The following is a 23,400-nucleotide window of genomic DNA, read 5'->3' as shown; positions in this document are numbered from 1 at the left end:
TTCCCTTTGTGGTTTTGCCTACGCGTCGTCCAAGCGATATGACAGGGAACGCAGGAAGCTAAGGTTGCTCAAAAGGAGTACGGCATGCGATTTCTCTTGACGGGCGTGGGCGAGCAGAAGTCGGACGAGACGCTCCAGATCGAGATGGGCAAGTTCATCCAGGAGCTGACCCAGGCCGTGTCGCTGCTGGCCGTCGGCGGGATGGAGCTGGGAGGCACCGTGCTCACGTCCGTCGGCGGCGAGCTCACGGTGACCGACGGACCCTTCGCCGAGGCCAAGGAGATGGCGGGCGGGTTCGCGCTGATCGAGGTGGGGTCCAAGGAGGAGGCGCTGGAGGTGTCCCGCCGATTCTTCAAGATCATCGGCGATGGTGAGGGCCGGATCCAGCAGATCTACTGATGAGTGCCGCACGGGACGCCCACGGGGCGGTCGACGCGGTCTGGAAGCTCGAGTCCGCGCGGATCATCGCGGGCCTGACCAGGATGGTCCGCGACGTCGGCCTGGCCGAGGAGCTCGCCCAGGACGCGCTGGTGGCCGCGCTGGAGCAGTGGCCCGAGCAGGGCGTCCCGGACAACCCCGGCGCATGGCTCATGACGGCGGCCAAACGTCGCGCGATCGACCACATTCGCCGCAACGAGCGAATGGTGCGCAAGCACGAGGAGGTCGCCCGCACGCTGGAGCACCAGGATCCCGAACTCGACGACGACGTACTGCGTCTGATGTTCATCTCCTGCCATCCCGTGCTGCCCGCCGAGGAGCGGGTCGCGCTGACACTCCGGCTGCTCGGCGGCCTGGGCGCCCTGGAGATCGCGCGGGCGTTCCTGGTGCCGGAGCAGGTCGTCTCCCAGCGCATCGCCAAGGCCAAGCGCACCCTCGCCGAGGAGCAGATCCCGTTCGAACTGCCGCCGGGACCGCAGCTCGCCGGCCGGCTGACGTCCGTACTCGATGTCATCTACCTGATCTTCAACGAGGGCTACTCGGCGACCTCCGGCGACGACCTGATGCGCCCGTCACTCGCCTTGGAGGCGCTGCGCCTGGGCAGGCTGCTGGCCGAGCTGGCACCTCACGAAGCCGAGGTGCACGGCCTGGTCGCTTTGATGGAGATCCAGGCGTCACGCGCGACCGCGCGCACCGGGCCTTCTGGTGAGCCCATCCAACTGCACGAGCAGGACCGCGGCCTCTGGGACCGGCTCCTGATCACCCGCGGCTTCGCGGCGATGTTGCGGGCCAGGGAGGCAGGTGGCCCACTCGGTCCCTACGTGCTGCAGGCCGCGATCGCCGTCTCCCACGCGCAGGCGAGGACCGCGGAGGACACGAACTGGGCGCAGATTGCGACGCTCTACGAGACGCTGGGACGGCTGACGCCGTCCCCGGTGATCCAGCTCAACCGGGCCGTGGCCCTCGGCATGGCCCGCGGGCCCCAGGCAGGGCTGGACCTCGTCGAGACGGTGGCCGTGGACCGGGCCCTCAAGGATTACCACTTGCTGTCGGTGGTGCGCGGCGACCTGCTGGCCAGACTCGGCCGGCACGACGAGGCCGCCAAGGACTTCGAACGCGCAGCCGTGCTCACCCGCAACGCCGCGGAACGCACGTTTCTCCTCAAACGCGCCGCCACTGGGGCGGCCCAGGCACGCTCCAGGGAGGACGGCATCACGTTGGGTGAGGCCGCAGAGGGCTTCCTGGCCCGCGGCGACCTGGACGCCGAGACGGTCCGCTCCTACGGCCAAACCCTGCGCCGCCTGCGCCTGGACCTCGGCCCCGGCACCCCGCTGGCCGACGTGACCACCGGGAAGGTGGCCAGGGTCTTCGCCGTAGCGTGGGGGACGGCGGCCCCCAAGACCTGGAACCGGCACCGCGCCGCCGTACGCTCATTCTCGTTCTGGGCCGCCATCGAGGACCTGTCGGCCGAGCTGGACAGGAAGCCGGAAAGCCGCGAACGACGCCCCGCCGTCCACGGGTCGGACTTGGAGGCCCTGTGGCGGCACCCGTCCCTGCGCGAGCGGACGCTGTGGCGGCTCCTGCACGAGTCGGGAACGTCCGCGAGGGCGGCCCTGTCGCTTAACATCGAGGACCTCGACCTGACCGCCCGCCGCGGCCGCGTCACCACCGGGGCCGGACCGGTCTGGATCTCCTGGGGGTACGGCACGGCCGCCCTGCTGTCCGAACTGGTGGCGGGCCGGGCTCGCGGGCCCCTGTTCCTGGCCGAACGGAGACCTGCCCCGGCCCGCATGCCCAAGCCCGCCGACCTGTGCCCAGACACGGGACGGGGACGGCTTTCCTACGAGCGCGCCGAGTACCTCTTCAAGAAGGCCGCGGGCTATACCCTGCACCAGCTGGCTTTCCCGATGGGGCATGCCGTTCCGGGCGCACCGGACAATCGGCAGGCGGAAACCCGTGACTGAGTGGATCATCGATGGCATCTCATCTTGAAATCGCAGGTCGCCGGGACCGGTGTGAGTGATCGGGGTGTGCTCGTGCCGGTGCGGGCGAGATTCCGGACATGATGATCGTCTGTCACCGGGTGATCTCGCTGGTGGTCTTCGGATCTCCATGTCCGGCACTCAAGGTGCCCACACCTCGATGCAGGGCCCGGCCCGTCTCACCGCCATCGAAGCCAGACTGCGGGCCCAACCTCTGCTATCCGGCGCGGATGCTTCGTCGGCATGTGTGCGACCGCGACGATCCTCTGGAACGTCTGCCGCCCTTGTCGTGTGAGCTGCACGTAGGTGCGCCAGCCGGTCACCGCTCCGCGTCACGACGACCCGCCGGTCACCCGCTCCACCCGCCCCGAGCCCGCCGACAGGCCGCGCCCCGCACGCGGCGGCCCTCGCACGTCCGAAAACAGTGCTCAATGAGCGGAAACGGTCCTCGGGGAGAAGTCGGGCCGGAAAACGATCGGACAAAATCACGCAGTGGATCGGGCTGAGCAGTCTGGTTGACCGGTTGCTGCCTGTGATGGCGTCGGGTCTCTTGGATGAACCCGTGAGGCGGCCCGGGCTCGACGCCGAGCTGCGCGCCGTTGAGGCGGCTGTCGCCGCGCAATCGCGCCATCATCGTGATCCCCTACTGCGCCGGCGAGCGCGAGGTGCTCACAGAGAGTTCAGCCAGGCGACGAGCCGGGCTCCCTCGCGTGTCATGATCTCCGGGTCCCGCAGCGCGTTGGCCAGCAGCGACATGCCCTGATACGCGCCCACCAGGGTCACCGCGAGCGCGTCGGGATCGGGCTGCCCCAGCTCGCGGAACTGGCGTGCCGCCCAGTCCAGCAGCAGCCGGATGAGGTTGCCCGCCGCGACATCCAGCCCACCCTGCTCACGCTTGTCCAGCTCGGCGGCGAGCGTCCCCGTCGGGCAGCCGTAAAGCACGGCCACATCGCGCTGAGAGATCCAGTCCTCCACCAGATGCTTGAGTCGGTCACGCGGGTCCGGCAGGCGGTTCAGCTCGCCGGTGATGAGCTCCAGCCGGCGTTCGTGCTCGGCGAGCGCGGCCGCGACCAGCTCGTCCTTGGTCTTGAAGTAGTAGTACACGTTGCCCACCGGGACATCGGCGGCACGCGCTATGTCGGCGATGGTGGTGCGCTCGACTCCCTGCCGGTGAACTACCTGGGCGGCGGCTGCCATCAGGCGCCTGCGCTTGGCTCCGGCGGCTTGCACTCGCTGTGAGTCAGTCACCCAACTAACTATAGGCGCCAGAGTGTGTTAACGTTTCTCTCAGTCAGTCAACTAACTCAAATTGAGGGAGCTCATCATGATCGTTGTTACGGGTGCCACGGGAAACGTCGGCCGGACCCTGGTGCGGCTGCTGGCCGGGACGGGCGAGCAGGTCACCGCGGTGGCTCGCCACATCACGCAGGCCGACGTCCCGGAAAGCGTGCGCGCCGTCGCCGCCGACCTGAGTGACGTCGAGAGCCTGCGCCCGGCGCTGGAGAGAGCGGACGCGCTGTTCCTCCTGGTCGCCGGAGAGGACCCGCAAGGGCTGGTGGGGGCGGCCAAGGCCGCGGGCGTCCGCAAGATCGTCCTGCTGTCCAGCCAGGGAGCCGGGACCCGGCCGCAGGCCTACCGGCACGCCGGGATGTTCGAGGAGGCCGTGCGAGAGTCGGGGCTGGGCTGGACGATCCTGCGCTCGGGCGGTATGGCCTCCAACGCCTACGCGTGGGCCGAACCGGTCCGCCTGCATCGCACCGCTGCCGCATCCTTCGGCGACATGGGCCTGCCGTTCATCGACCCCGACGACGTGGCCGCCGCCGGCGCCGCCGTCCTGCGTGAAGCCGGGCACGACGGCGCCACCTATGTCCTGACCGGGCCTGCGGCGACCAGCCCGCGCGAGCGGGCGGCGGCGATCGGCCAGGCGCTGGGCGAGCCGGTGCGCTTCGTCGAGCAGACCCGGCAGGAGGCCCACGAGCAGATGGCGCAGTTCATGCCGCTGCCCGTGGTCGAGGGGACGCTGGCCATCCTCGGCGAGCCCACCCCCGAGGAGCAGCGCGTCAGTCCAGACGTCGAGCGGATTCTGGGCCGCGCCCCGCGCCCCTTCGGCGAGTGGGCCGCGCGCAACGCCGCCGCCTTCCGGTGAGCAAGCCGTCCGGCGATCCAGGCCTTCCTGTCCGATCCCTCCGGCCGACTTGATGCCGACGCCCGGCAGATGGCCGGGATCAAGCTGCGGTCCCCGGCCGACATCGACACCGACCTGTTCACGGCCTGGCTCCGGCAAGCCTGCGACCTGGAGTCGAATGGGTGGTAGACGCGCAGGATCGTGACTCCCGCTGAGCTAGCGCGGGCGCCACGGTCGTGTTTATCCCCCGAAGCCGACCGGGCGGTAGTCCAGGACGACGGCGCCGGAGCTGAAGACGGTGGTTCCGGCGAGCGCCCAGGTCGTGATGGCCACGCCGCTCGGGAACAGCTGTCGGCCCGCGCCCACCACAACGGGGCGCAGCAGCAGCTTGAGCTCGTCCAGGAGGCCGTGCTCGATCAGGTGGTTGACCAGGGCTGCGCTGCCGTACACCAGCAGGTCCCTGCCGGGCTCCCGCTTGAGCTTGGCAACCTGTTCGGCGACGTCGCCTTTGATCACGACGCTGCTCCAGCCCGCGTCGCTCAAGGTCGTGGAAGCCACGTACTTGGGAATCGAGTTCATCCGGGCGGCGAAGTCGTCCTCATGCGTCATCGCCCGCCACACCTTCGACATGGCGTCGTAGGTCTTGCGCCCCAGCAGCAGCGCCCGGCTGGCGAACAACTGACCGCGCTGGAACTTGTCCTCCTCTTCGTCCCAGAACGGCGTGAACTCCTCCAGGACCCCGTCCATGGAGATACGAACCACCGCGACGATCTTGCTCATCCCTTCAGTCTGCAACAACACGCAAGTCTGAACAACGGGACATAATGAAACGCACCTTTAATTGGGCTCAACGGAGGGGCTTGTGCTCGAACGGCTTGAACTGGAGGCCTTCCTCACCCTGGCCGAGGAGCTGCACTTCGGGCGCACCGCCGAACGCCTGCACGTGACCACCGGCCGGATCAGCCAGACCATCAAAAAACTAGAGCGCCAGGTCGGCGCGTTGCTGTTCGAACGCACCAGCCGCGAGGTACGGCTCACCGCTCTGGGACAGCAGCTGCGCGACACCCTGCTCCCGGCCTACGAGCAGATCGGCGCCGGGCTCGAGCAGGCCGTCACCGCCGCCCGCGGCATCACCGGCACGCTGGGCGTCGGCTTCTCCGCTGGGTGGTCGGGCGATCTCGTCGTCCAGGCAGCCGACCTCTTCCGAGTCCGTCACCCCGACTGCGAGGTTCACATCCAGGAGGTGCCGCTGGGCGACCCGCTCGGGCCGCTCCGCAGCGGCAAGCTCGACCTCCAGCTCACCGAGTTTCCCATCGACGAGCCCGACATCGCCCTCGGCCCTGTCATCTTCTCCGAACCCCGCGCGCTCATGGTGCCCGCCGGCCATCCCTTCGCCGGGCGGGAGACGGTCTCGCTGGAGGACCTCGCCGACACCGTCCTGCTGCCGATGACAGGGAACATCCCCGGCTACTGGCTGGACTACCATTACCCGCGCCTGACCCCATCGGGCCGGGCCATTCCACACGGACCCCCCATCACCTACTGGCAGGAAGTGTTCTCCCACATCAGCGTCGGCAAGGGCGTCTCGGTCGTCGCCGCCCGCGGCGTCCGCTACTACACCAGGCCAGGTGTGGCCTTCGTGCCTTTCAGCGACGCCCCGCCCATCGAGTACGGGCTGTTGTGGCGGGCAGGCGAGGAGAACGACCGCGTTCGCACGTTCATCCAGATCATCCGCGAGATCCACCCACCTGCGGGCCGGAGCGGACGAGCCTGACGGAGGCGACAGCCAGGCCAGGTGTTCAGAGAACGCCAGCGGGTTGTCGAGCATGATGTTGTGACCGGCGTTCGGGACGGTGACGACCCGGACACCCACGACACGGATCGGGCCATCGGCCGGCTACCGCGATCGCCATGGCACCGCCCATGCCGCGCCCAGCCGGCTGCCGGGCGTGGCATGGGCGTGTGCGGTTTACTTGGCAGGCGGGCAGAACCTGGCCTCGATGACGCCGATGACGTTGCCGATCGCGTTGTTCCAGTCGCCGTTGACGTTGATGGCGACCGAGTGCTTACCGTCGCGGCTGCCCATGACGTAGGTGTAGGAGCCTTGGAGATAACCGGCGGTGCCCCAGGTGGTTACCCCGCATGACAGCTTCTGGGAGAAGACCCCGGTGCCATTGATGGCGCCCAGGGAACCGACGTGCGGGTCGCCGGTGATCCCGCGTCCGGCGTCGACGGCCCGGCGTACCGCATCCTCCACGCCGGCGACCAGCGGGTCAGGTCGTCGGCCAGTTGCCGGGTGTTCGGCGGACTTGGCGGCTGGTGCGTTCGAACAGTGGTGCGCCGATAGTCGTTCCAACTTCTCGGTGGTCTGGCTGATGCGCCCGGTGGTGATCCCCACGTGCTCCGCCGTACGCCTGAAATGAAGCTGCTCCGCGAGCGCCAGGAACACCGGGACCTCATGTCGCTCCAGGACCGCCTCTCCTTCATTGAGCTCAACTAAACGATCGCAGTGCGATCGTGCGTTGATCCACCCCGCTTCGGAGCAGGATCGTAGAGACATCTCCCCGGTGACCAGCCAGAGCCTGGGACGGGGATCCCGATGAGGAGTGCTCATATGATCGCTACCCGCAAGATCGTGGCTGGACTGTTCATGTCGCTGGACGGTGTGGTGGAGGCGCCAGAGACGTGGCACTTCCCGTACCTGAACGAGGAGCTGACCGCAGCGATCGGAGAGATACATGCCGAGGCGGACATCCTGCTATTGGGGCGGGCGACCTACGAGTCCTTCGCCGCGGTCTGGCCGCACCAGAGCGGCGAGCTGGCCGACCAGATCAACAGCATGAGCAAGCTGGTCGTCTCCACCACCCTGGACAAGGCCGACTGGCACAACTCGACCGTCATCGACGGTGACATCGCCGCCGCGCTCAGGCAACTCAAGCAGCAGCCGGGCGGAAACATCACCATCTCCGGCAGCATCAGCCTGATTCGCGGCCTGCTGCAAGCCGGGCTCATCGACGAACTACGGCTGCTGGTGCATCCGATCGTGCTGGGCACCGGGCAACGGCTCTTCCCCGAAGGCCTCGGCCAGGTGCCCCTCAAGCTCGCCCGCGCCGCCACCTTCACCACCGGCGTGCTGGACCTGACCTACCAGCCCGCCTGACGGCTTTATGCCCGACATATCCATGAAGCACCTATCGCATGATTTACGGCGATTGGCGCAGCAGGCTTGCTCGCAGGAGCGACAGGCCTGAACGAGGAAGGCGCTCCCGTGACCCACACGATCACCGGCACTCGTCCCCCACCCGCGACGCGTCCAACTGCTCGGCTCCTGCTGGTCGGCGGCATCGCAGCAGGGCCGCTGTTCCTTGGCGCGGGACTGATCCAGGGGCTGACCCGTGACGGCTTCGACTTCACGCGCAATGCCATCAGCCAGCTCAGCCTCGGCGACCTGGGCTGGATCCAGATGACCAGTTTCCTGCTCACCGGGGCGCTGGCCATCGTCGGCGCCATCGGCATCCGGCGCACCCTGCACGGCAGGCCCGGCGGCACCTGGGCCCCGCGTCTGGTCGCCGTGTTCGGCATCTCGTTCCTGGCCAACGCGATGTTCAACGCCGATCCCGGCGCGGGATTCCCCGCCGGCGCCCCCGCAGGCCCGGCCGCCGCACTCAGCACGACCGGCGCTGTCCACCTGCTCAGCGCCGCGATCGGCTTCCTGGCCCTGTGCACCGCCTTCGTCGTCCTGGCCCGCCACTTCGCCGCCCAGGGGCGGCGCGGCTGGGCCGTACTCTCCCGCCTCGTGCCCGTAGGCGTCCTCGCCGGTTTCGCGGGCTCCTCCGCCACCGTCATGGCCTTCACCGCAGGCGCCGCCCTGGGCCTGGTATGGCTCAGCGTGACGGCCATCCAGCTGATCACTGAGCCACCGGTGGGACAGTAGCCGCCCCAGGCGACCTCTATGACGGTGTGTCCCCCATGGCCCCTGAGACGCACGACCTCTCAGGGAAAGGACTGATACCTATGGCCAAGTTCGACTCCGTGCAGGACTACCTCAACGCCCTGCCCGAGCCTCAGCAGCGGATCACCGACGAACTCCTGCCGATCATCGAGGCGGCCCTCCCGGGAACCGGTGCCCTCTACCAGGGACACCCGGTGTGGAGCGCGGGAGAAAAACCCGGCAAATCCCCGGTCTGTTACGTCAAGGCCTACCCCTCCTACGTGACCTTCGGCTTCTGGAAGGGCCAAATGCTGTCCGACCCCTCCGGCCGACTTGATGCCGGCGCCCGGGAGATGGCCGGGATCAAGCTCCGCTCCCTCGCCGACATCGACGCCGGCCTGTTCACCGACTGGCTGCGTCAGGCACGAGCTGTGGAAGCGAGCACCGGAAGCTGACCCAGGACGCCCGCGCCACAGGCGTGCTCTGACATACGACCGTGCCGAGTAATCCACTTCACTCAACCCTAAGGAAATCGAACATGAGCCTGCAGACCGTCATCTCCAAGGACGGCACCGAGATCGCCTACGACCGCTCCGGCAGCGGCCCCGCGGTCATCATGATGGCCGCAGGGCCGACCGACCGCTGGGCCCTGGCTGGGATCGCCGAACTCCTCGCCAAGGACTTCACCGTCTTCAACTATGACCGGCGCGGCCGCGGCGACAGCGGCGACACCGCGCCCTACGCACCCGAGCGCGAGTACGAGGACCTACAGGCGCTCATCACGGCGGCGGGCGGGAACGCCGGGGTCTACGGCTCGTCCGGCGGCGCCGTCCTCGCCCTGCAGGCCGCCGCATGGGGCGCCGACATCGGCCGACTCGCCCTCTGGGAAGCACCGTTCATCCTCGAGGGCAGCCGGCCGCCGGTCCGCGCCGACTACCGGCAGAACCTGGAGAAGCTCCTGGCCGAGGGCCGCCGCGGCGAGATGCTCGACTCCTTCATGATCGACGCCGTCGGCATGCCCGCCGAGTTCGTCACTCCCATGCACGATCTGCCCATGTGGCCCGGCATGGAACGCATCGCGCACACCCTGGTCTATGACTCGATTATCACCGGCGACTTTTCGATGCCTGCGGGACTGCCCGAGCTCACCATGCCGACACTCGTCCTCGATGGCGGCACGACCCCGTGGATGACCCAAGCCGCCAAGGCGCTCACCCAGGCACTTCCCCAAGCCCGCCACACAGTGCTCCCCGGACAGACCCACGACGTCCAACCAGCGGCCATCGCTCCAGTGCTGGCCGAGTTCTTCTCCTAATTCGGCCCCATCCCTGTCTAGGGTTGTTCACAAGACAGCCGAATGGGTTCGACGCGATCCCGTCTGGTCGGAGGATCGGGCGGGAGCGGGGGTCGAAGCGCAGCGGAACGAAAACGTACGCTAAGCCCGTTCTCACAGGTCAACTACAGCGGTAGAGCGCGGGGCGGAGTACAGGATTGGCGTACGTTCCCGTTCCGTCGCACAGGTCCGGACACACGCGGTCGGCTGTGTCAGCGACTGGTAGGTGGCTCGAGGAGTTCGATCTCGATGGCCAGGACGCCGAGGGCTTCCTTCTCGGAGCCGTAGATGCGGCGGATGTTGGCCAGTTGCTGCTCGCGGGGGCTGTCGGGGTTGACGTTGGCGGGGCCCTTGGTGTCGAGCATTTCCTCGGCGGTAGAGGTTCATCTCGCGGGCGCGCACACCTGTGGTCGCGGCGGAGCCTGCGGTCATGATCCGGCCCAGTTCCTGTGTGGTGTAGCTGCGGTAGAAGCGCTTGGGGTCGGCGATCATCTTGCCGACCAGCCAGACCATGGCATCGACATAGGAGTCGATGTCGCCTTCTCAGGCGGTGACGTCCAGCATCCAGGGATGGGTGCCGGGCGGTGGTGGGATCTTCCCATCGCGGATCAGCGATTTCGACAGTTTCGCGCCGGTGTCGGTGAGCACTATCGGGATGAAGATTCGGGGCGGCGAGGCCAGGCCGGGTAGTTGAGCGAAGCCCTCATCCACCAGCTGGCAGCCGTAGGCCCAGTCGCTGGGTCGTCACCCCACAGGGCAAGAAGACCCGTAAGTGGGCCTATGGCAAGACCCGCGAGGAAACCCACGACAAGTGGCTCAAACTCCATGAGCCGGCGAGCAAGGGACCCGTACCGACCAAGCACCCCATCGGACTGCGTACCACTCGCCCACGAGCTCCCCTCACGGCTGACCCCGTTGCTGTATTTCACTGCTGTACGGCATGCAAGAGGCCCTCCCGGATCATCCGAGAGGGCCTCTGAGCTGGAGCCGCCTTGGGGAATCGAACCCCAGACCCCTTCATTACGAGTTAGATCACGACCGTCCAGGACCGTCCACCGCTGTCTTCTCGGCCTGGTGAGGCGGACTCTACAGGGTCCCTCGGTCCATGGTCGTCCAGGTCCGTCCAGACCTGTCGTTAGCATCCGCGTTAGCAAGATCGCGGCTCTCCCCGCCTTGACCTCTGGACAGATCATCGGTCCGCAAGAAGGATCTCCTCCATCGCCTGGAGCACGTCTGTAACGACATAGTCCGCCCCGTGCTCCTAGTGCTTCGTTCCTCATAGCCGGTAGACGAACGTGCGGCGCAGGACCCGGGGTTGAGGTGGTGGCCGCCCCCAGACCCAAGGCTGGGCGAGGGCGTTGAGCTGCGCGGCGGCGAGGGCGACCGCGTAGGCGATCTCGGTGGCGTCGGCGAAGGTCTGCCCGGCGAACGCCGCCTTGCGCAGCAGCCGCCACCAGCCCTCGGCCAGGTTCAACCAGCACGCCTTGACCGGGAGAACACCTGACGGATCCGTGGATGACGCGGCAGCCACTGGCGGACCCGCCGGCTGAAATGGCTGGACAGGTTGTCAGTGACGACGATCAGCCCGCGCCGGTTGGCCGCGGCGATCCGCTGAAGCAACTGGATCCAACCGTCACTGTCACGCGAGGGCGCACAGAAAGTGAACTCGACCCCATCGCGGATACGCAAGCCGCCGTACACCCAGGTCTTGTCGGTACCACGGAAGTAGGTCAGCGGCGCTTTGATGCGGTGCCCGCCGGGCGACCAGCCCGGGGCAGGCGGGAAGGTGCGCGAGGTCACCGGCCTCAACTCGTCGGCACAGATCACCGTGGTGCCGGGCGGCGGATGGGTGGAGAAGCCGATGACTTCGGCCCTTTTGGGGCGAAGTCATCGGCTCGGTGGAGGTGGTCCACGAGCGGGTGCGCCGCCAGCGCACATGTTCGGTGACCAGGATCCGGCGCACCTGAGAGCGGTGGACGTCGATGTCTGCCACGCGGGCGGCGGCGGTCAAGCTGTTCAGCGTCCACTGCGGCGGGCCGCTCTCATCGGCCGCCACCAGGGTACCGGCTACCCGCAGGTTGGACGCTGCGACTGAATAGCGGAGCCCTCACCGGGTTCAGCGGCAGACCGTGCCGGGCACGGGGAGCGTCCCGGAGATCAGGTAACGGTCGATGCTCCCGGTCGCGCAGGCGTTACGCAGGTATGAGGTGTGCCCATCGCCGTCATAGGTCAGCACCTGTGACCCCTTGATGCCCCTGGCCAGGCTCTTGGCCCAGACGAGCGGCGTTGCGGGATCATGCGTGTTCCCGACCAGCAGAACGGGCGGCGCCTGGGTGATGTGCACCGGCCGCTGCGGATTGGACGGCTGGACGGGCCATCCCAGACATCCGGTCGTCATGTCCCAGAACTCCGATGTCCCGCGCATGTGCGGAGCCCTCCGCGTGACGTCCCGAGCCCAGGCCCTGAGCTGCGAGAATCCGTTGATTTCAGGGTTGATGTCCTGGCAGAGGACCGCCCGGTAGGCCGAGGTCGTCGCAGGGTTGTCCAGCGCCTCAGCCCGCATCTGCCCGAAGACCACCGCATCGCCCTGCTCCGCCTGAACGATGCCCCGGGCCAGACCGCCGTTGAAGTCGGGGGCCATCGTGAGCATCGCGTACGCGACGTAGCGCAGTTCGTCCGCCGTCAGCGGACGCCCGCCGGTCACCGGGATCGGCGTCTCCTCCGCCTTGCGCACCAGCGCATCCCACACCCGCGGTACGGACCGACCGTGCAGCTCACATTCCTTCGTCCGCTCGCACCACCCGTCGAACCTGCTGAACCCGTCCTCCACCGCCGCCGCGGCATCCCGCACCATCTGGCGTGAGCTCATCCCGTGATCGACGATCCCATCCAGAGCCATCGCCCGTACCCGGTCGGGGAACCGCCACGCGTACTCGGTCCCCAGCATGCTCCCGTAGGACCGTCCCAGGTAGCTGATCTGCTCTTCGCCCAGCGCGGCCCGCACCGCGTCGAAGTCTCGCGCCACACTCCCGGTGTCCATATGACGGATCAACGGCCCGCAACTCACGCCCACGGCCCGGTTGTGCGCGACGAGGTGGTCATACTCCCACCGCGTCCCAGGGAACTGCGTGACAGCCGGATCATGCACCGCCTTCCCGCATTGGATCTGCTCGCTGCCACCGACCCCGCGCGGATCGATCCCGACAATGTCGAACCGCTCGCGCAACTCCTTGGAGAAGTAGTACGGCGCCCAATCCCTCACCAGATCGGCCGCGCCCGTCCCTGGTCCGCCCGGGTTGTAGAACAGCATCCCGATCCGTTGTCCGGTGGCCTTGCGTCGCGTCATGTTCAGCGAGATCTGAGGCCCGTCCGGCTTCGCCCAGTCCACCGGCACGGCGAGGGTGCCGCACTCGGCCCCGGGTTCCTTCCCGCAGGCTCGCCAGTCGATCGTGTCTGTACTGGTCACACTTGCTACTTGGGTCGCTTGGCCAATCGCAGCGGCAGGTGCCGCGGGGACCGCTACCGCGATCAGCGCCAAGCCCGTGATGAGGGGTGTCCATTTCATGATCTAGATCGTCCCCAGCTCGCCAGCCCCCGCCATCGGCCTTTCGGGCCTGCCGCATCGGCCGAACGGATCATAGTTCATCGGATACGGCTCTTTGAAGTCCTAACAGAAAGATCAGCGGACTAGCCCGAAGAGTCATCCCCCACTGCCGCTCAACAGTCCAACAAGATTGCGGGGAGCCGTAGTCACGTAGATAGACACGCAGAGGCCCCCACCGGAACCCGGTGAGGGCCTCTGAGCTGGAGCCGCCTTGGGGAATCGAACCCCAGACCCCTTCATTACGAGTGAAGTGCTCTGGCCGACTGAGCTAAGGCGGCGTGCCATGCGTGTTCCACATGGCCTACGGCAGTCTACAGGCTTCCGGGTGGTCTCCGCGCCCCCGAATCAACCGATCTTGGGACAGTGGGTTCCGTCCTTGGGAACGGCGAGGTTGATCAGATAGTCGTCGACCAGATGGTCGACGCATGTGGAACCGGTCAGGTAGGCCGTGTGGCCGTCGCCGTCGAAGCCGACGAGAACACCCGAGGAGAGCTGGTCGGCCAGGGCTTCGGCCCATTCGTACGGCGTGGCCGGGTCACGTTCGGTGCCGACGACCATGATGGGGGCGGCGCCAGGCGCGTCGATCTTTTCCTGCGGCTCTCCCTTGACCGGCCAGTAGGCGCAGGGCAGCGACGACCACATGACGGAGGTACCGAACAGCGGCGCGTCGGTCGCGGCCTTGCGAGCCGCCTCGGCGAAGGCGGAGGAGGCGCGGGGGAAACGGCCGTCGATGCAGTTGACGGCCATGTTGGCCTCGGTCTGGTTGGAGTAGGTGCCGTCGTCGTGGCGGTCGATCAGCACGTCGGCCATGCGCAGGAGCGTGGTCCCGTCACCCTTCAACGCTCCGCTGAGCGCCTGGCGCAGGACCGGCCACGCCTGCCGGTCGTAGAGCGGGGTGAGCAGCCCGAGGGTGGTCAGGGCCTCGTCGACCTGCCGGCCGTCACCGGTGTTATTGGCCAGGGGTTCCCGGTCGGCCCGCTGGAGCAGTGCCGTGATCTTCTCTCGGGCCGCCTTCACCGAACCGTCGAAGGGGCAGTCCTGGGCGGCGAAGCAGTCTTCGAGGAACGCGTCGAGGGCGACCTCGAAGCCGTGGGCCTGGGCGGCGTTCAGCTCCAGCGGGGAGAGGGAGGGATCCACCGCGCCGTCCAGGACGAGGGCGCGCACACGACCGGGGAAGAGGTCGGCGTAGACCGCGCCGAGTTGCGTGCCGTAGGACTTGCCGAGGTAGGTGAGGCCTTCGTCTCCCAGCGCGGCGCGCAGCAGGTCCATGTCCCGTGCCGCGTCGGCGGTGCCGACGTGGGGCAGGAGCTTTGCCGAACGGGCCTGGCACCCGGCGGCGAACCGATGCGAACCCTCTTCCAACGCGATGACCTCGGCGGGTGAGTCGGGCGAGCCGTCGAGACCGATGTAGGCGTCCAGATCGCTCGGCGACAGGCATCGGACGGGCGAGGATTCACCGACCCCGCGTGGGTCGAATCCCACCACGTCGAAACGGGTTCGGACGGCCTCGCTCAGCACCGAGCGGGCGCTGCGCGCGTATTCGATCCCCGAACCGCCCGGGCCACCCGGATTCACGAGGATCGAGCCGATCCGGTCACCCGAGGCGGGAAGCCGGATCACGCCGATCTGGATCCGCTCGCCGTCGGGCTTGTCGTGATCGAGGGGGACCCCCAGCTTCGCGCACTCGAACCCATCGCCACAGCTCTTCCAGTCGAGCGCGGTTTCCGGTCGGCTGACATCGGCGTCGGTGCAGGCTGAGGCGGTGAGAGCCAGCGCCGCGAGGGCGGCAGCCGTACGGCGAAATCTCACGCTATGCCTTTCGGAAAGGAGCGGCGGGCGGTCGCATACCGGGGGCATCCTACGTCCACGCCGCAAAGACCTCAGGCGGGACGAATCAATCGTTTCACCGGCTTCCACCGACTCGGACGGATCGGATCACGAAACGACACCGTTGTTATCTTTTTCCGTACGGCCACGGCCTCACCTCCGGCGCCTTCGCCTAAGAGGGGACAAGCGGCCCTCAGGCAAGCAGGAGGCAGGCGGCGATCGCCGCCATGACGGCGGCCGTCGCCCCGTGCATGCCGTACGCGAGACTCCGCGGGCCTCTCCACTTCAGCACGATGACCGCGTCCCCGACGGGAATGACGGTCGCCGCCAGCATCATCCAGCCCAGGGCGTCGTGCTGCCCCAGCGCCAGCAGGGCGAAGATGATCAGTCCTGAGGCGATGTCACGAATGCCCTTGACGGCGAAGTAGGCGCCCGATCCGCCCTCCGCCGGTGCGGCGACGCCGAAACCCTCCGCGCTCGCCACCGGCGCGAACATGAACCGCAGGCCGACGAAGATGATGCCGACGCCGATCAGCGCGGAGAGCACATAGGCAACGGAGATCAAAGACATGACTGTCCCCCTTGGCCGCGAAGGCCGTTAACGAGCATTGCTAGCTATACAAGCGACACTAGCAATAGTGCTGCTTGATTGTCTAGCGATGCTAGCATCAGGGAATGTCCCTACAGACGCAGAAGCGCCGAGAGCGTGAGCGGGCGCGGCGCCATCAGCTGATCATCACGACCGCCCGCGAGCTGGCCGAGACCGAAGGATGGGACGCGGTGACGACGCGTCGCCTCGCCGAACGGATCGAATACAGCCAGCCCGTCCTCTACAGCCACTTCGCGGGCAAGAACGCCATCGTGGCGGCCGCGGCCCTCGAAGGCTTCGACGAACTCGCCGCCGAGCTGAGCCAGGCACGCGCGACGGCGGACACCCCACGGCAGGAACTCGTCGCCCTCGCCAGGGCCTACGCCGACTTCGGCCGCGCGCACCCCGCGCTGTACGTCGCCATGTTCACCCTCGCCGTCGATCTGCCGTTCGGCCGCCCCGACACACCCGCCCCGCTCCAGGCCGCCTTCCGCCAGTTCCACGAGACGATGTCCACGTTCGCCGACGGCCGTGACTGCGGTGTCTTCGCGGAAGTCGCCTGGAGCGCCCTTCACGGTCTGGTGACGCTCACCTGCGCGGGCAGGCTTCCCGGTGACCACCACGAGCGGTGCCTGACGACGCTGATCGATCAGCTCACCACCCCGCCCGAGCGGCCGCCGGCACCGTAGACCCGGCGACCGGCCGGCACCGTAAACCCGGCGACCCGGCGACCCGGCGACCACCGGAAGATCTCCTGAAGGGCCGCGAGGAAGGGTGATCGCGGATGCTCACCGGGCGTCCGTCCGCGACGGGTGAACCCGGTCCCGGCTCACTCCTGCGGGGCGCCCTCGGCGTCCGCCTCGCCGTACATCGCGTCGTGCTGCCTGCGCGGCGAGCACACCGAGGCGGAGGGGCAGGCGCAGCGCCGGCCGCCCTCGTCGAGCCGGACCGTCACCGAGTCCGAGGGGACGTTGCGCCCCACCACGGTTCCGGGCCCCTCGGGGGTGTCCACCTTCAGGCCGACGCGGGGCATCGTGCCGTTGGCTTTGACGTAGAGCGGGTGCTCGTATTTGAGGCAGCACATCAGCCGCCCGCACGCCCCCGCGATGCGCAGCGGGTTGACCGGCAGGTCCTGGTCCTTGGCCATCCGCACGGAGACCGGCTCGAAGTCCTTGAGGAAGGTCGCGCAGCACAGGTCGCGCCCGCAGGGACCGATGCCGCCCTGGAGGCGGGCCTCGTCGCGGGGGCCGATCTGGCGCAGCTCCACCCGGGCGCGCAGGTTGCGGGCCAAATCGCGGACGAGGGCGCGGAAGTCGACGCGCTGGGGGGCCGAGAAGTAGACGGCGTAGACGTTGTCGGAGTCGATGTAGTCGACGCCGACGACCTTCATGGGCAGCTCGTGCCGTTTGATCAGGCGTTTGGAGACGCTCCGCACCTCGGCGCGCCGCCGTTTGTTGCCCTCGTCGCGCGCCAGGTGCTCCTCATCCGCGATGCCCGCGCACACCGGAAGGCCGCCGATCTCCTCACTGCTCCACTGCGGCGCCCACACGCACTCGGCCACCTCCGGCCCGGCGTCGGTGGGCACGAGCACCTTGTCTCCGACCTTGGGACTGTGCTCCCCCGGATCGAGGTAGTACAGCCTGCCGTAGCGGGTGAAGCTCACGGCCATGATCATGCTCATGTGGCTCCAAAGCTGCTGGGGGTACGGCTAAGCGCCCACCACGCCACCCTACGCGCCGAGATCGTTCTGTGGGCCTTCGGCGCGGTGGGCGCACGCGAGGAGGTGAGCCATACCCCTTTGACTGCCTTTCAGCCGGCACGGGTCACCACTCTTTGCTCGCGAGGACTCACCGTCCCTTGCCCTTGAAGAAGCACTGTTCGCCCAGCCCCAGAAAATTCACGATGTACCCCCATGGAGAGCTGCGGTCGAGGGCGCAGGCCTGGTCGACGCTGGTGGAGACACCGGGCAGCTCGCTCGCGGCCCGGGCCACGGCCGCGGGGTCCGCATCCGGCTTGATCCGGACCCGGAACGACTCCGGCAGGTCCTCAGGGACTATGGCCCGTGCAAGCTCGGGGTCGTCGTCCTTGTACTGCCGCTGAAAGTCCTCCCAGGCCTGCTGCCGGTCCTCGAAGGTGAGGCTCTCCACTTCGGGTCGTGCCTGCAGCGCCCGCCGGAGGTTCTCCCGCTCGGTCTCGGTGATCCCCTCGCCCGCGCAACTCGGCCAGGGGTCACCGTGCTTGCAGAAGAAAACCGAGACCCGGGGTCTCCCGGACGGCTCCACAGCGCTCACGGACATGGCGACGATGCTCTCCCCCTGTAGTTCCGGGGAGGGAGCGGTGAGCCGTACGACTCCGAAGGCGATCGCGGCGACGGCCAGGGCGACGGCCACGATCCGGGGAGAAGGCCGAGGCCCGCGGCGGGCCGGGGCGGTCAGCGGGCGGATCTCGACGGCGATCCCTGCGGCGGCGGACAGGGCCTCGCGCAGGCGGTTCTCCGTGGCGGTCATGATTGGTCCCCCAGCACTCGGGCGAGAGCGGCCAGCCCGCGCGCGATCGTCGACCGGGCCGTGCTGGCACCGATCCCCATGGTCTCGGCGATCTCCAGGTCGGACAGATCGAAGTAGTAGCGCAGCGTCAGCGCCTCCCGCTGCCGCCTGGGCAGCCCGCGCAGCGCCACCAGCACCTCGCGGCGCTCCTCGCCGAGCAGTGCCGCGTGCTCGGCCGACCAGACGGGCGGCTCGTACGGCACGGCCCACCGGAACGCCACCGCGCGGCGGCGCAGCACGGAGCGGGCGCCGTTGAGCACCGCCGAGCGGATGTAGGTCAGCGCGCGCCCAGGGTCGCGCAGGCGGCGCCGTCCCGCGTGGGTGCGGGCGAACGCCTCCTGCACGACGTCCTCGGCGGTGGCCTGGTCGCCCACCATGAGCAGGGCCAGCCGCACCAGCCCGAGATGATGCTCGGCGAACAGCTCCGCGACGTCGACAGGGTCTCCGGCACCGATGCGGTCTCTGGCCAGGGGCTCCCCGTGGGAGAGCAGTTCGATCTCGGGGTCCGGGGTCGTCCCGGAGAATGACACGGTCACATCACAGAGACGCCGGGCCGGGCCGTCTGCTGCTCGGCCCGGCCCACCGGTTCTCTCCATCGGCCCGGCCCACCGGGCTGTGTCACCGGTCGAGCCCGCCCGCCCGGACCGGTGCGCGACACGCCCGGACCATCGGCGCCGCTCATCGTCCACCATGACGGTGACCCTCGTCCGCCATGACGTCGACTCGCCGGATGGTCCGGGCCGGCCTCAGCGCACCAGTTCGGCGAAGGACTTCTCCCATCGGTTCGCGATCATGGAGATGTCGTAGCTCCTCGCCGTCTCAAGGGCGTTGCCGGCCATCCGGCGGCGCCCCTCCTCGTCGTCGATCATCTTGAGCAGCCCCTGGGCCAGGGCGTCCACGTCGTCGGGCGGGATCAGCAGCCCGTCATGACCGGGAGTGATGATCTCGCGGGGCCCTCGGGGGCAGTCGAAGCTGACCACCGGAACTCCACACGCGAACGCCTCGATGATGGTCATGCCGAAGCCCTCGAACCGGGAGCTGACCGCGTGGATCGAGGCCTTGGCGAGTTCGCCCTCGATGTCGCCGGTGGGTCCCATGAACGTCACGTTGTTGTGCAGCCGCAGTTTGACGGCCAGTTTGACCAGCTTGTCGCCTACCCGGCCCTCGCCGTAGATCCGCAGCTTCCAGTCCGGGCGCTCCCGGACCACCTGGGCGAAGGCCTTCAGCAGCCGGTCGTAGCCCTTGACCGGCACCAACCGGCCGGCGGCCAGCACGATCCTGTTGTCCTGCCTGGAGCGGGGACGCGGCCCTCCGGCCAGCCCGTTGCCGATGGTGAACACCCGCGTCGGCGCCCGGTCGAGCATGTCCCGATAGTCCTGCTCGTCGGCCTCGGTGAGGGTGACGATCGCGTCCAGCTTCGGGTACCACTGCCGGATCTCCTCGAAGATGCCGGGCTGGTGGGCCTCGAAGTGCAGGTGCTCCTGGGCGATCGTGACGACTCGTCTGCGAGCGAATCGGGCGGCCATGATGTTCAGTCCGGCCCGGGTGGTGACCAGCACGTCGGTGCGCAGCCGCTGCAGCTCGCGCTTGAGCACGTCGTCGCTCCACGCGGTGAAGGAGGCGTAGGCGCGCTCCTCGGGGTGGATCAGCGCGCTCTCCTGCTTGCTCAGCCGCTCCGCCCTCCTCGTGTACGGCCAGCGGACCCTGGCCCCCTCCCTCAGGTCCACCAGCGAACGCAGCCGGACCTTGGATCCCAGGGGCAGGAAGGGCTGGTCGACGTGCTGGAAGACGCTGATCACCTCGACGTCGTACCGTTCGGCCAGCTCGGTGGCGAGGTCGAAGGTGGCCCGGATCGTGCCGCCCATGCCGTAGGCGTTGAGGATCAGGAAAGAGATCTTCACGAACCCTCCTCCTCGACCGTGAGCGCGATGGCGAGGCTGTCGGTGTCGGTGTAGTACGGCCGCACTCTCACCTGCCCCACGTGCTGGGCGGGAAAGCGCACCCGGGTCTTCTTGTCGGTGATGTCGTCGAGGCGGGCCGCCAGCGGCAGCCGTACCCCGGCGACCTCCACGTGCAGATCCCAGAAGACCCGCCGCCGCACCTGGGTCTCGGCCATCGGCGCGATCTGGAGGAACCCTTCGAAGCGCCGTCCCTTGAAAAGCCCCGGCCCGCTGACCGGCTTCGGCCCCTTCCTGGCCACGGCCACGAGCCTGGCAGTCCCCTCGATCGCCTCGCCGTACGCGATCAGACCCTCGACCTCGATCGCGCCGTCGTCGGAGACGACGGCGGTCACCTCGACGTACGGCGCGACCTCACGGACAGTCAGGGCGAGGGTGCCGATCGGTGTCCGGTATGCCCGGATCTCCCGATCGCGGGGCGTCTCGGCGTAGACGAGCAGCTCATCCAGCGAGAACCCCGGGTCGTCGGTGGCGAGGGGCTCGCCCCGGTGCGATGCCATCCAGATGCCGGGACGCAGTCCGGCGAGGTCGACACCCGCGCGCTCCTCTCCGGTCTCCACGTGCCGCAGGACGATCTCCCCGTCGACCGGCTCCGGCCACTCGACCTCCAACATGTCATCGCAGTTCACGCGACTGGTGACAGCTCGCCTGGCCCCCGGCGCCATCACCCCGTGACGCATTCCGATACTCACCAAGAGTCCCCCGGTCTTCGCTGCTCATCCCCGTAGAGCAGGACACTGTTTAGGTTGTTTGGTAACGAATGCGTAGAAATTCGCTGTGAATTCCAACGATCCGCACTGATCCTTTGAGTGGCGTTAGCGGGGAATGGTTCCGTTCGCAGGGAAAAAGGTGGATGAGGGCCGCTTGGTGACAACGGCCCTCACTTCTCACCAGCCGATTTCCGAATTCCCCGGGCCTCCCGGCGCTGTGAAGCCGGTGAGCGCCCGGTACCGGCCCGAGGCGACCGCTCCGAACTCCGACCCTCGCTGGACGATGAGGTGCTCGCCGGAGGCGTCCCCGTCGACGAGCCGCAGATCGCCCCGGTCGTCCCGGTAGAGCACGCCCGTCTGCCGGCCGTCTCCGGCGTCGAACAGCGCGATCGTGGTGGCCCCCGCCACGGTCGTGATCCGCTCGCCGGCGTTCTCCTCGATGATCCGGCCCGGCGCGGCGACGAACGACCGGCCGTCCGCGCCGATCCGCACCCCGTGCAGCCCCGCGGGCGTGCCCGCAGCGATCTTGAGCTCGACCTTCCTCGCGCCGTCCAGATCCTCACCGGCCGCCTGGATGTCGAGCACCCACACCTCGGGCGAACCGGGCCCGGCCTCGCGAGCCGGCTCCGGCACGGACGTGGAGACGAGGCTCGTGGGCACAGACAGGTCCGGCGTCGGCGTGACCGTCGCGGTCTCCGACGGACTCGGGGTGGCAGGCTCCGTGGGAGCCGCGGAGACCGTGGCAGGCTCCGTGGGAATCGCGGAGACGGTGACAGGCCCCGTGGGAGCCGCGGAGACGGTGGGCTCTGTTCTGCCCGGGGGAACGGCTGCCGTCCGGTCCGGGAGGCCCGGCGTCGGCGTGACCATCACGGTCCGCGTGGGCGTCGGCGGCTTCACCGGTTTCGGATCCGCGGGAGTCGTCCGAGAATCCGGCGTGGTCGGCAGGGCCTCGGGGTCGGACGGCGGCGCGGCCGAACGAGGCACCGAATCGGGAAACGGCACGGTCGGGAAGACCTCGGAATCAGAAGGCGGCGCGGCCGAAGGAGGCACCGAATCGGGAAGCGGCACGGTCGGGAAGACCTCGGGACCAGAGGGCGGCGCGGCCGAAGGCACCGGGTCGGGGAAGCGGGTGGCCGTGACCGTAGAGGTCTCGTCCGGGTCGGGCAGCGCTGGACCGCGCTGGAAGGCGACCGTCCGGCCGTCCGCGGTGATCGACACGTTCGTGACATCGCTGTTGGAGGCGGAGACGAACGTCCGGCTCTTCCCGGTGGTCAGGTCGGTCACCCCGAGCCGCCCGGTGACAGAGGCCGAGGGCCGGCACGTCCGCAGGCCGTAGGCCAGCGTGGTGCCGTCCGCGCTGGCCGCGAGCGACGTGGGCGTGGTGCCGTCCGGCACGGTGACCGGCAGCGTGTCGGTCCGTACGACCTCCCCCGCCCGGCCGAGCGTCACCCGCAGGAACAGCGTCTCGCAGGCGCCCAGCGTGACCGTGGTGTAGAACGCGCCCCGCGCGGAGTCCACCAGCGAGAAGCGCCTGCCCGGATCCCGCCCGGGAAGAGCGCCGGTCGTCCGGCCGGTGTCCGACCGGTGAAAGGTGATCCCGTCACCACCGGTCATGGCGAAATACTCCGGGGCCGCCTGCGCCGTCGCCGGCCCGGCGACGCTCTCCCCCTCACCTCCCCGGACGGCCACGACTCCTCCGGCGATCACTCCGGTCACCGCGGCCGCGGCCACCAACGGCACGACCCACGGCCTTCTCGTACGGCGTGCCCGCGGCCGGAAGGCGGGGACGTCACGAACGGTCTCTCCGACGGCTCCGGCCGCGTCCCGCAGTCGTTCGACGGTCTCGTTCACCGATGCTCCTCCAGCAGACGGCCGAGCGCTTCCAGCGCCCGATGGGTGGTGGATTTGACGGTGCCGCGGCTGACCCCCATCGCCTGGGCGGTCTCCTCCTCCGACAGTTCGGCGTAGAAGCGCAGCAGCAGCACCTCGCGGCGGCGCCCCGGCAACCGCTGGAGGGCCTCCATTACGGCCCGGCGCTCGTCACCGAGCATCACCTCGGACTCGGCCGACCAGACGGGCGGCGCGTAGGTCCCGGCGAACCACGAGGGCAGCCGTCTGCGCCGCAGCACGCTGCGCGCGTTGTTCAGCACGGCACTACGCAGGTAGACGAGTGCTTTGTCCGGGTCCCTCAGCCGGCCGAAGCGGCGGTGAAGGCCGAGGAAGGCCTCCTGCACCACGTCTTCGGCGGACTCACGATCCCCGATCATGACCAGGGCCAGCCGGGTCAGCCCGAGCGCGTGCTCGGCGTAGAGCCCGCTGATCGTCTCAGCGGGCTCCGGTCTCCCTAGGTCCATTGT

General features: G+C 68.6%; 24 protein-coding genes, 1 tRNA gene and 1 pseudogene. 9 read left to right on the top strand and 17 right to left on the bottom strand.

Annotation, left to right across the window (positions count from 1 at the left end; translation table 11 throughout):
• Positions 1-84: 84 nt before the first annotated feature.
• Together ACQPYK_RS01785 and ACQPYK_RS01780 are read left to right on the top strand one after the other, a co-directional pair.
• Positions 85-399, top strand: a complete 315-nt coding sequence (locus ACQPYK_RS01785; protein WP_433249120.1) for a YciI family protein — start codon at positions 85-87, stop codon at positions 397-399.
• A pseudogene (locus ACQPYK_RS01780) lies at positions 399-1,610 on the top strand (RNA polymerase sigma factor); the annotation flags it as partial. The gene ACQPYK_RS01785 and the pseudogene ACQPYK_RS01780, both read left to right, overlap by 1 nt.
• Positions 1,611-3,089: 1,479 nt before the next feature.
• Here the strand turns inward: ACQPYK_RS01780 and ACQPYK_RS01775 are convergent.
• Positions 3,090-3,668: a TetR/AcrR family transcriptional regulator gene (locus ACQPYK_RS01775; protein WP_433249117.1), complete on the bottom strand. Its 579-nt coding sequence runs from the start codon at positions 3,666-3,668 to the stop codon at positions 3,090-3,092.
• A 76-nt stretch (positions 3,669-3,744) separates the two neighbouring features.
• Between ACQPYK_RS01775 and ACQPYK_RS01770 the strand changes: the two genes are divergently transcribed.
• Positions 3,745-4,566, top strand: a complete 822-nt coding sequence (locus ACQPYK_RS01770; protein WP_433249115.1) for an NAD(P)H-binding protein — start codon at positions 3,745-3,747, stop codon at positions 4,564-4,566.
• A gap of 219 nt (positions 4,567-4,785) precedes the next feature.
• On the opposite strand, the gene ACQPYK_RS01765 is transcribed toward ACQPYK_RS01770, so the two are convergent.
• Positions 4,786-5,325, bottom strand: coding sequence for a dihydrofolate reductase family protein (locus ACQPYK_RS01765; protein ID WP_433249112.1), 540 nt, complete (start codon positions 5,323-5,325; stop codon positions 4,786-4,788).
• An 82-nt stretch (positions 5,326-5,407) separates the two neighbouring features.
• Here ACQPYK_RS01765 and ACQPYK_RS01760 point away from each other — a divergent pair, with 82 nt between their 5' ends.
• Complete coding sequence (locus ACQPYK_RS01760; protein WP_433249109.1) at positions 5,408-6,319, top strand: LysR family transcriptional regulator; 912 nt, start codon at positions 5,408-5,410, stop codon at positions 6,317-6,319.
• A gap of 195 nt (positions 6,320-6,514) precedes the next feature.
• On the opposite strand, the gene ACQPYK_RS01755 is transcribed toward ACQPYK_RS01760, so the two are convergent.
• Complete coding sequence (locus ACQPYK_RS01755) at positions 6,515-6,994, bottom strand: helix-turn-helix domain-containing protein (protein WP_433249106.1); 480 nt, start codon at positions 6,992-6,994, stop codon at positions 6,515-6,517.
• Positions 6,995-7,159: 165 nt separating this feature from the next.
• On the opposite strand from ACQPYK_RS01755, the gene ACQPYK_RS01750 reads away from it, so the two are divergent.
• From ACQPYK_RS01750 to ACQPYK_RS01735, 4 genes are all read left to right on the top strand, one after another.
• On the top strand, positions 7,160-7,705 hold the full coding sequence (locus ACQPYK_RS01750) for a dihydrofolate reductase family protein (RefSeq protein ID WP_433249103.1): 546 nt from the start codon (positions 7,160-7,162) through the stop codon (positions 7,703-7,705).
• 108 nt (positions 7,706-7,813) lie between these two features.
• The gene (locus ACQPYK_RS01745) at positions 7,814-8,479 is read left to right on the top strand and encodes a DUF998 domain-containing protein (RefSeq protein ID WP_433249101.1); all 666 of its coding nucleotides are present in this window, start codon (positions 7,814-7,816) and stop codon (positions 8,477-8,479) included.
• A gap of 80 nt (positions 8,480-8,559) precedes the next feature.
• On the top strand, positions 8,560-8,931 hold the full coding sequence (locus ACQPYK_RS01740) for a DUF1801 domain-containing protein (protein ID WP_433249098.1): 372 nt from the start codon (positions 8,560-8,562) through the stop codon (positions 8,929-8,931).
• An 83-nt stretch (positions 8,932-9,014) separates the two neighbouring features.
• A complete protein-coding gene (locus tag ACQPYK_RS01735) occupies positions 9,015-9,791 on the top strand; it encodes an alpha/beta fold hydrolase (protein ID WP_433249095.1) in 777 nt (258 codons plus the stop codon).
• Positions 9,792-10,021: 230 nt separating this feature from the next.
• Here ACQPYK_RS01735 and ACQPYK_RS01730 read toward each other — a convergent pair whose 3' ends face one another.
• The 7 genes from ACQPYK_RS01730 to ACQPYK_RS01700 all read right to left on the bottom strand — a co-directional run bounded on the left by ACQPYK_RS01730 (position 10,022) and on the right by ACQPYK_RS01700 (position 15,811).
• Positions 10,022-10,174, bottom strand: a complete 153-nt coding sequence (locus ACQPYK_RS01730; RefSeq protein ID WP_433249092.1) for a hypothetical protein — start codon at positions 10,172-10,174, stop codon at positions 10,022-10,024.
• Between the two features lie 911 nt (positions 10,175-11,085).
• The gene (locus ACQPYK_RS01725; RefSeq protein WP_433249089.1) at positions 11,086-11,283 is read right to left on the bottom strand and encodes a hypothetical protein; all 198 of its coding nucleotides are present in this window, start codon (positions 11,281-11,283) and stop codon (positions 11,086-11,088) included.
• A complete protein-coding gene (locus tag ACQPYK_RS01720) occupies positions 11,280-11,609 on the bottom strand; it encodes a transposase (RefSeq protein WP_433249086.1) in 330 nt (109 codons plus the stop codon). The genes ACQPYK_RS01725 and ACQPYK_RS01720 overlap by 4 nt, the downstream gene beginning before the upstream one ends.
• Before the next feature lie 316 nt (positions 11,610-11,925).
• Positions 11,926-13,275, bottom strand: coding sequence for an alpha/beta hydrolase (locus tag ACQPYK_RS01715; protein WP_433249083.1), 1,350 nt, complete (start codon positions 13,273-13,275; stop codon positions 11,926-11,928).
• A 339-nt stretch (positions 13,276-13,614) separates the two neighbouring features.
• Positions 13,615-13,691, bottom strand: a tRNA-Thr gene (locus tag ACQPYK_RS01710).
• 67 nt (positions 13,692-13,758) lie between these two features.
• A complete protein-coding gene (locus tag ACQPYK_RS01705; RefSeq protein WP_433249080.1) occupies positions 13,759-15,222 on the bottom strand; it encodes an alpha/beta hydrolase in 1,464 nt (487 codons plus the stop codon).
• 211 nt (positions 15,223-15,433) lie between these two features.
• Positions 15,434-15,811, bottom strand: coding sequence for a DUF4267 domain-containing protein (locus ACQPYK_RS01700; protein WP_433249077.1), 378 nt, complete (start codon positions 15,809-15,811; stop codon positions 15,434-15,436).
• Positions 15,812-15,915: 104 nt separating this feature from the next.
• Between ACQPYK_RS01700 and ACQPYK_RS01695 the strand changes: the two genes are divergently transcribed.
• Complete coding sequence (locus ACQPYK_RS01695; RefSeq protein ID WP_433249074.1) at positions 15,916-16,518, top strand: TetR/AcrR family transcriptional regulator; 603 nt, start codon at positions 15,916-15,918, stop codon at positions 16,516-16,518.
• A gap of 140 nt (positions 16,519-16,658) precedes the next feature.
• Here ACQPYK_RS01695 and ACQPYK_RS01690 read toward each other — a convergent pair whose 3' ends face one another.
• The 7 genes from ACQPYK_RS01690 to ACQPYK_RS01660 form a co-directional block, all read right to left on the bottom strand.
• A complete protein-coding gene (locus ACQPYK_RS01690; protein WP_433249071.1) occupies positions 16,659-17,510 on the bottom strand; it encodes a PSP1 domain-containing protein in 852 nt (283 codons plus the stop codon).
• Between the two features lie 166 nt (positions 17,511-17,676).
• Positions 17,677-18,336, bottom strand: coding sequence for a permease-like cell division protein FtsX (locus ACQPYK_RS01685; RefSeq protein WP_433249066.1), 660 nt, complete (start codon positions 18,334-18,336; stop codon positions 17,677-17,679).
• Positions 18,333-18,845: a SigE family RNA polymerase sigma factor gene (locus tag ACQPYK_RS01680; RefSeq protein WP_433258671.1), complete on the bottom strand. Its 513-nt coding sequence runs from the start codon at positions 18,843-18,845 to the stop codon at positions 18,333-18,335. Before ACQPYK_RS01680 ends, ACQPYK_RS01685 begins: the two co-directional genes overlap by 4 nt.
• A gap of 276 nt (positions 18,846-19,121) precedes the next feature.
• A complete protein-coding gene (locus tag ACQPYK_RS01675; RefSeq protein WP_433249061.1) occupies positions 19,122-20,276 on the bottom strand; it encodes a glycosyltransferase family 4 protein in 1,155 nt (384 codons plus the stop codon).
• Positions 20,273-20,962, bottom strand: a complete 690-nt coding sequence (locus ACQPYK_RS01670; protein WP_433249058.1) for a hypothetical protein — start codon at positions 20,960-20,962, stop codon at positions 20,273-20,275. The genes ACQPYK_RS01675 and ACQPYK_RS01670 overlap by 4 nt, the downstream gene beginning before the upstream one ends.
• Before the next feature lie 258 nt (positions 20,963-21,220).
• Positions 21,221-22,894 (bottom strand): hypothetical protein, encoded by a 1,674-nt coding sequence (locus tag ACQPYK_RS01665; protein ID WP_433249055.1) that lies wholly within the window; start codon positions 22,892-22,894, stop codon positions 21,221-21,223.
• Entirely contained in the window at positions 22,891-23,397 is a 507-nt protein-coding gene (locus tag ACQPYK_RS01660) for a SigE family RNA polymerase sigma factor (protein ID WP_433249052.1), read from the bottom strand. Before ACQPYK_RS01660 ends, ACQPYK_RS01665 begins: the two co-directional genes overlap by 4 nt.
• Between the last annotated feature and the right edge of the window lie 3 nt (positions 23,398-23,400).

It is taken from the genome of Streptosporangium sp. CA-135522 (assembly GCF_050949235.1).
Lineage (GTDB): Bacteria > Actinomycetota > Actinomycetes > Streptosporangiales > Streptosporangiaceae > Streptosporangium.
This window is presented reverse-complemented; position numbering and strand designations above follow the sequence as displayed.

What these genes read in the sequence shown, in the direction of transcription:
- ACQPYK_RS01660 (WP_433249052.1), bottom strand. Translation starts at nt 23,397, where the DNA reads ATGGACCTAGGGAGACCGGAGCCCGCTGAGACGATCAGCGGGCTCTAC.
- ACQPYK_RS01785 (WP_433249120.1), top strand. Translation starts at nt 85, where the DNA reads ATGCGATTTCTCTTGACGGGCGTGGGCGAGCAGAAGTCGGACGAGACG.
- ACQPYK_RS01700 (WP_433249077.1), bottom strand. Translation starts at nt 15,811, where the DNA reads ATGTCTTTGATCTCCGTTGCCTATGTGCTCTCCGCGCTGATCGGCGTC.
- ACQPYK_RS01740 (WP_433249098.1), top strand. Translation starts at nt 8,560, where the DNA reads ATGGCCAAGTTCGACTCCGTGCAGGACTACCTCAACGCCCTGCCCGAG.
- ACQPYK_RS01685 (WP_433249066.1), bottom strand. Translation starts at nt 18,336, where the DNA reads ATGACCGCCACGGAGAACCGCCTGCGCGAGGCCCTGTCCGCCGCCGCA.
- ACQPYK_RS01765 (WP_433249112.1), bottom strand. Translation starts at nt 5,325, where the DNA reads ATGAGCAAGATCGTCGCGGTGGTTCGTATCTCCATGGACGGGGTCCTG.
- ACQPYK_RS01735 (WP_433249095.1), top strand. Translation starts at nt 9,015, where the DNA reads ATGAGCCTGCAGACCGTCATCTCCAAGGACGGCACCGAGATCGCCTAC.
- ACQPYK_RS01695 (WP_433249074.1), top strand. Translation starts at nt 15,916, where the DNA reads ATGTCCCTACAGACGCAGAAGCGCCGAGAGCGTGAGCGGGCGCGGCGC.
- ACQPYK_RS01750 (WP_433249103.1), top strand. Translation starts at nt 7,160, where the DNA reads ATGATCGCTACCCGCAAGATCGTGGCTGGACTGTTCATGTCGCTGGAC.
- ACQPYK_RS01690 (WP_433249071.1), bottom strand. Translation starts at nt 17,510, where the DNA reads ATGAGCATGATCATGGCCGTGAGCTTCACCCGCTACGGCAGGCTGTAC.
- ACQPYK_RS01730 (WP_433249092.1), bottom strand. Translation starts at nt 10,174, where the DNA reads ATGCTCGACACCAAGGGCCCCGCCAACGTCAACCCCGACAGCCCCCGC.
- ACQPYK_RS01770 (WP_433249115.1), top strand. Translation starts at nt 3,745, where the DNA reads ATGATCGTTGTTACGGGTGCCACGGGAAACGTCGGCCGGACCCTGGTG.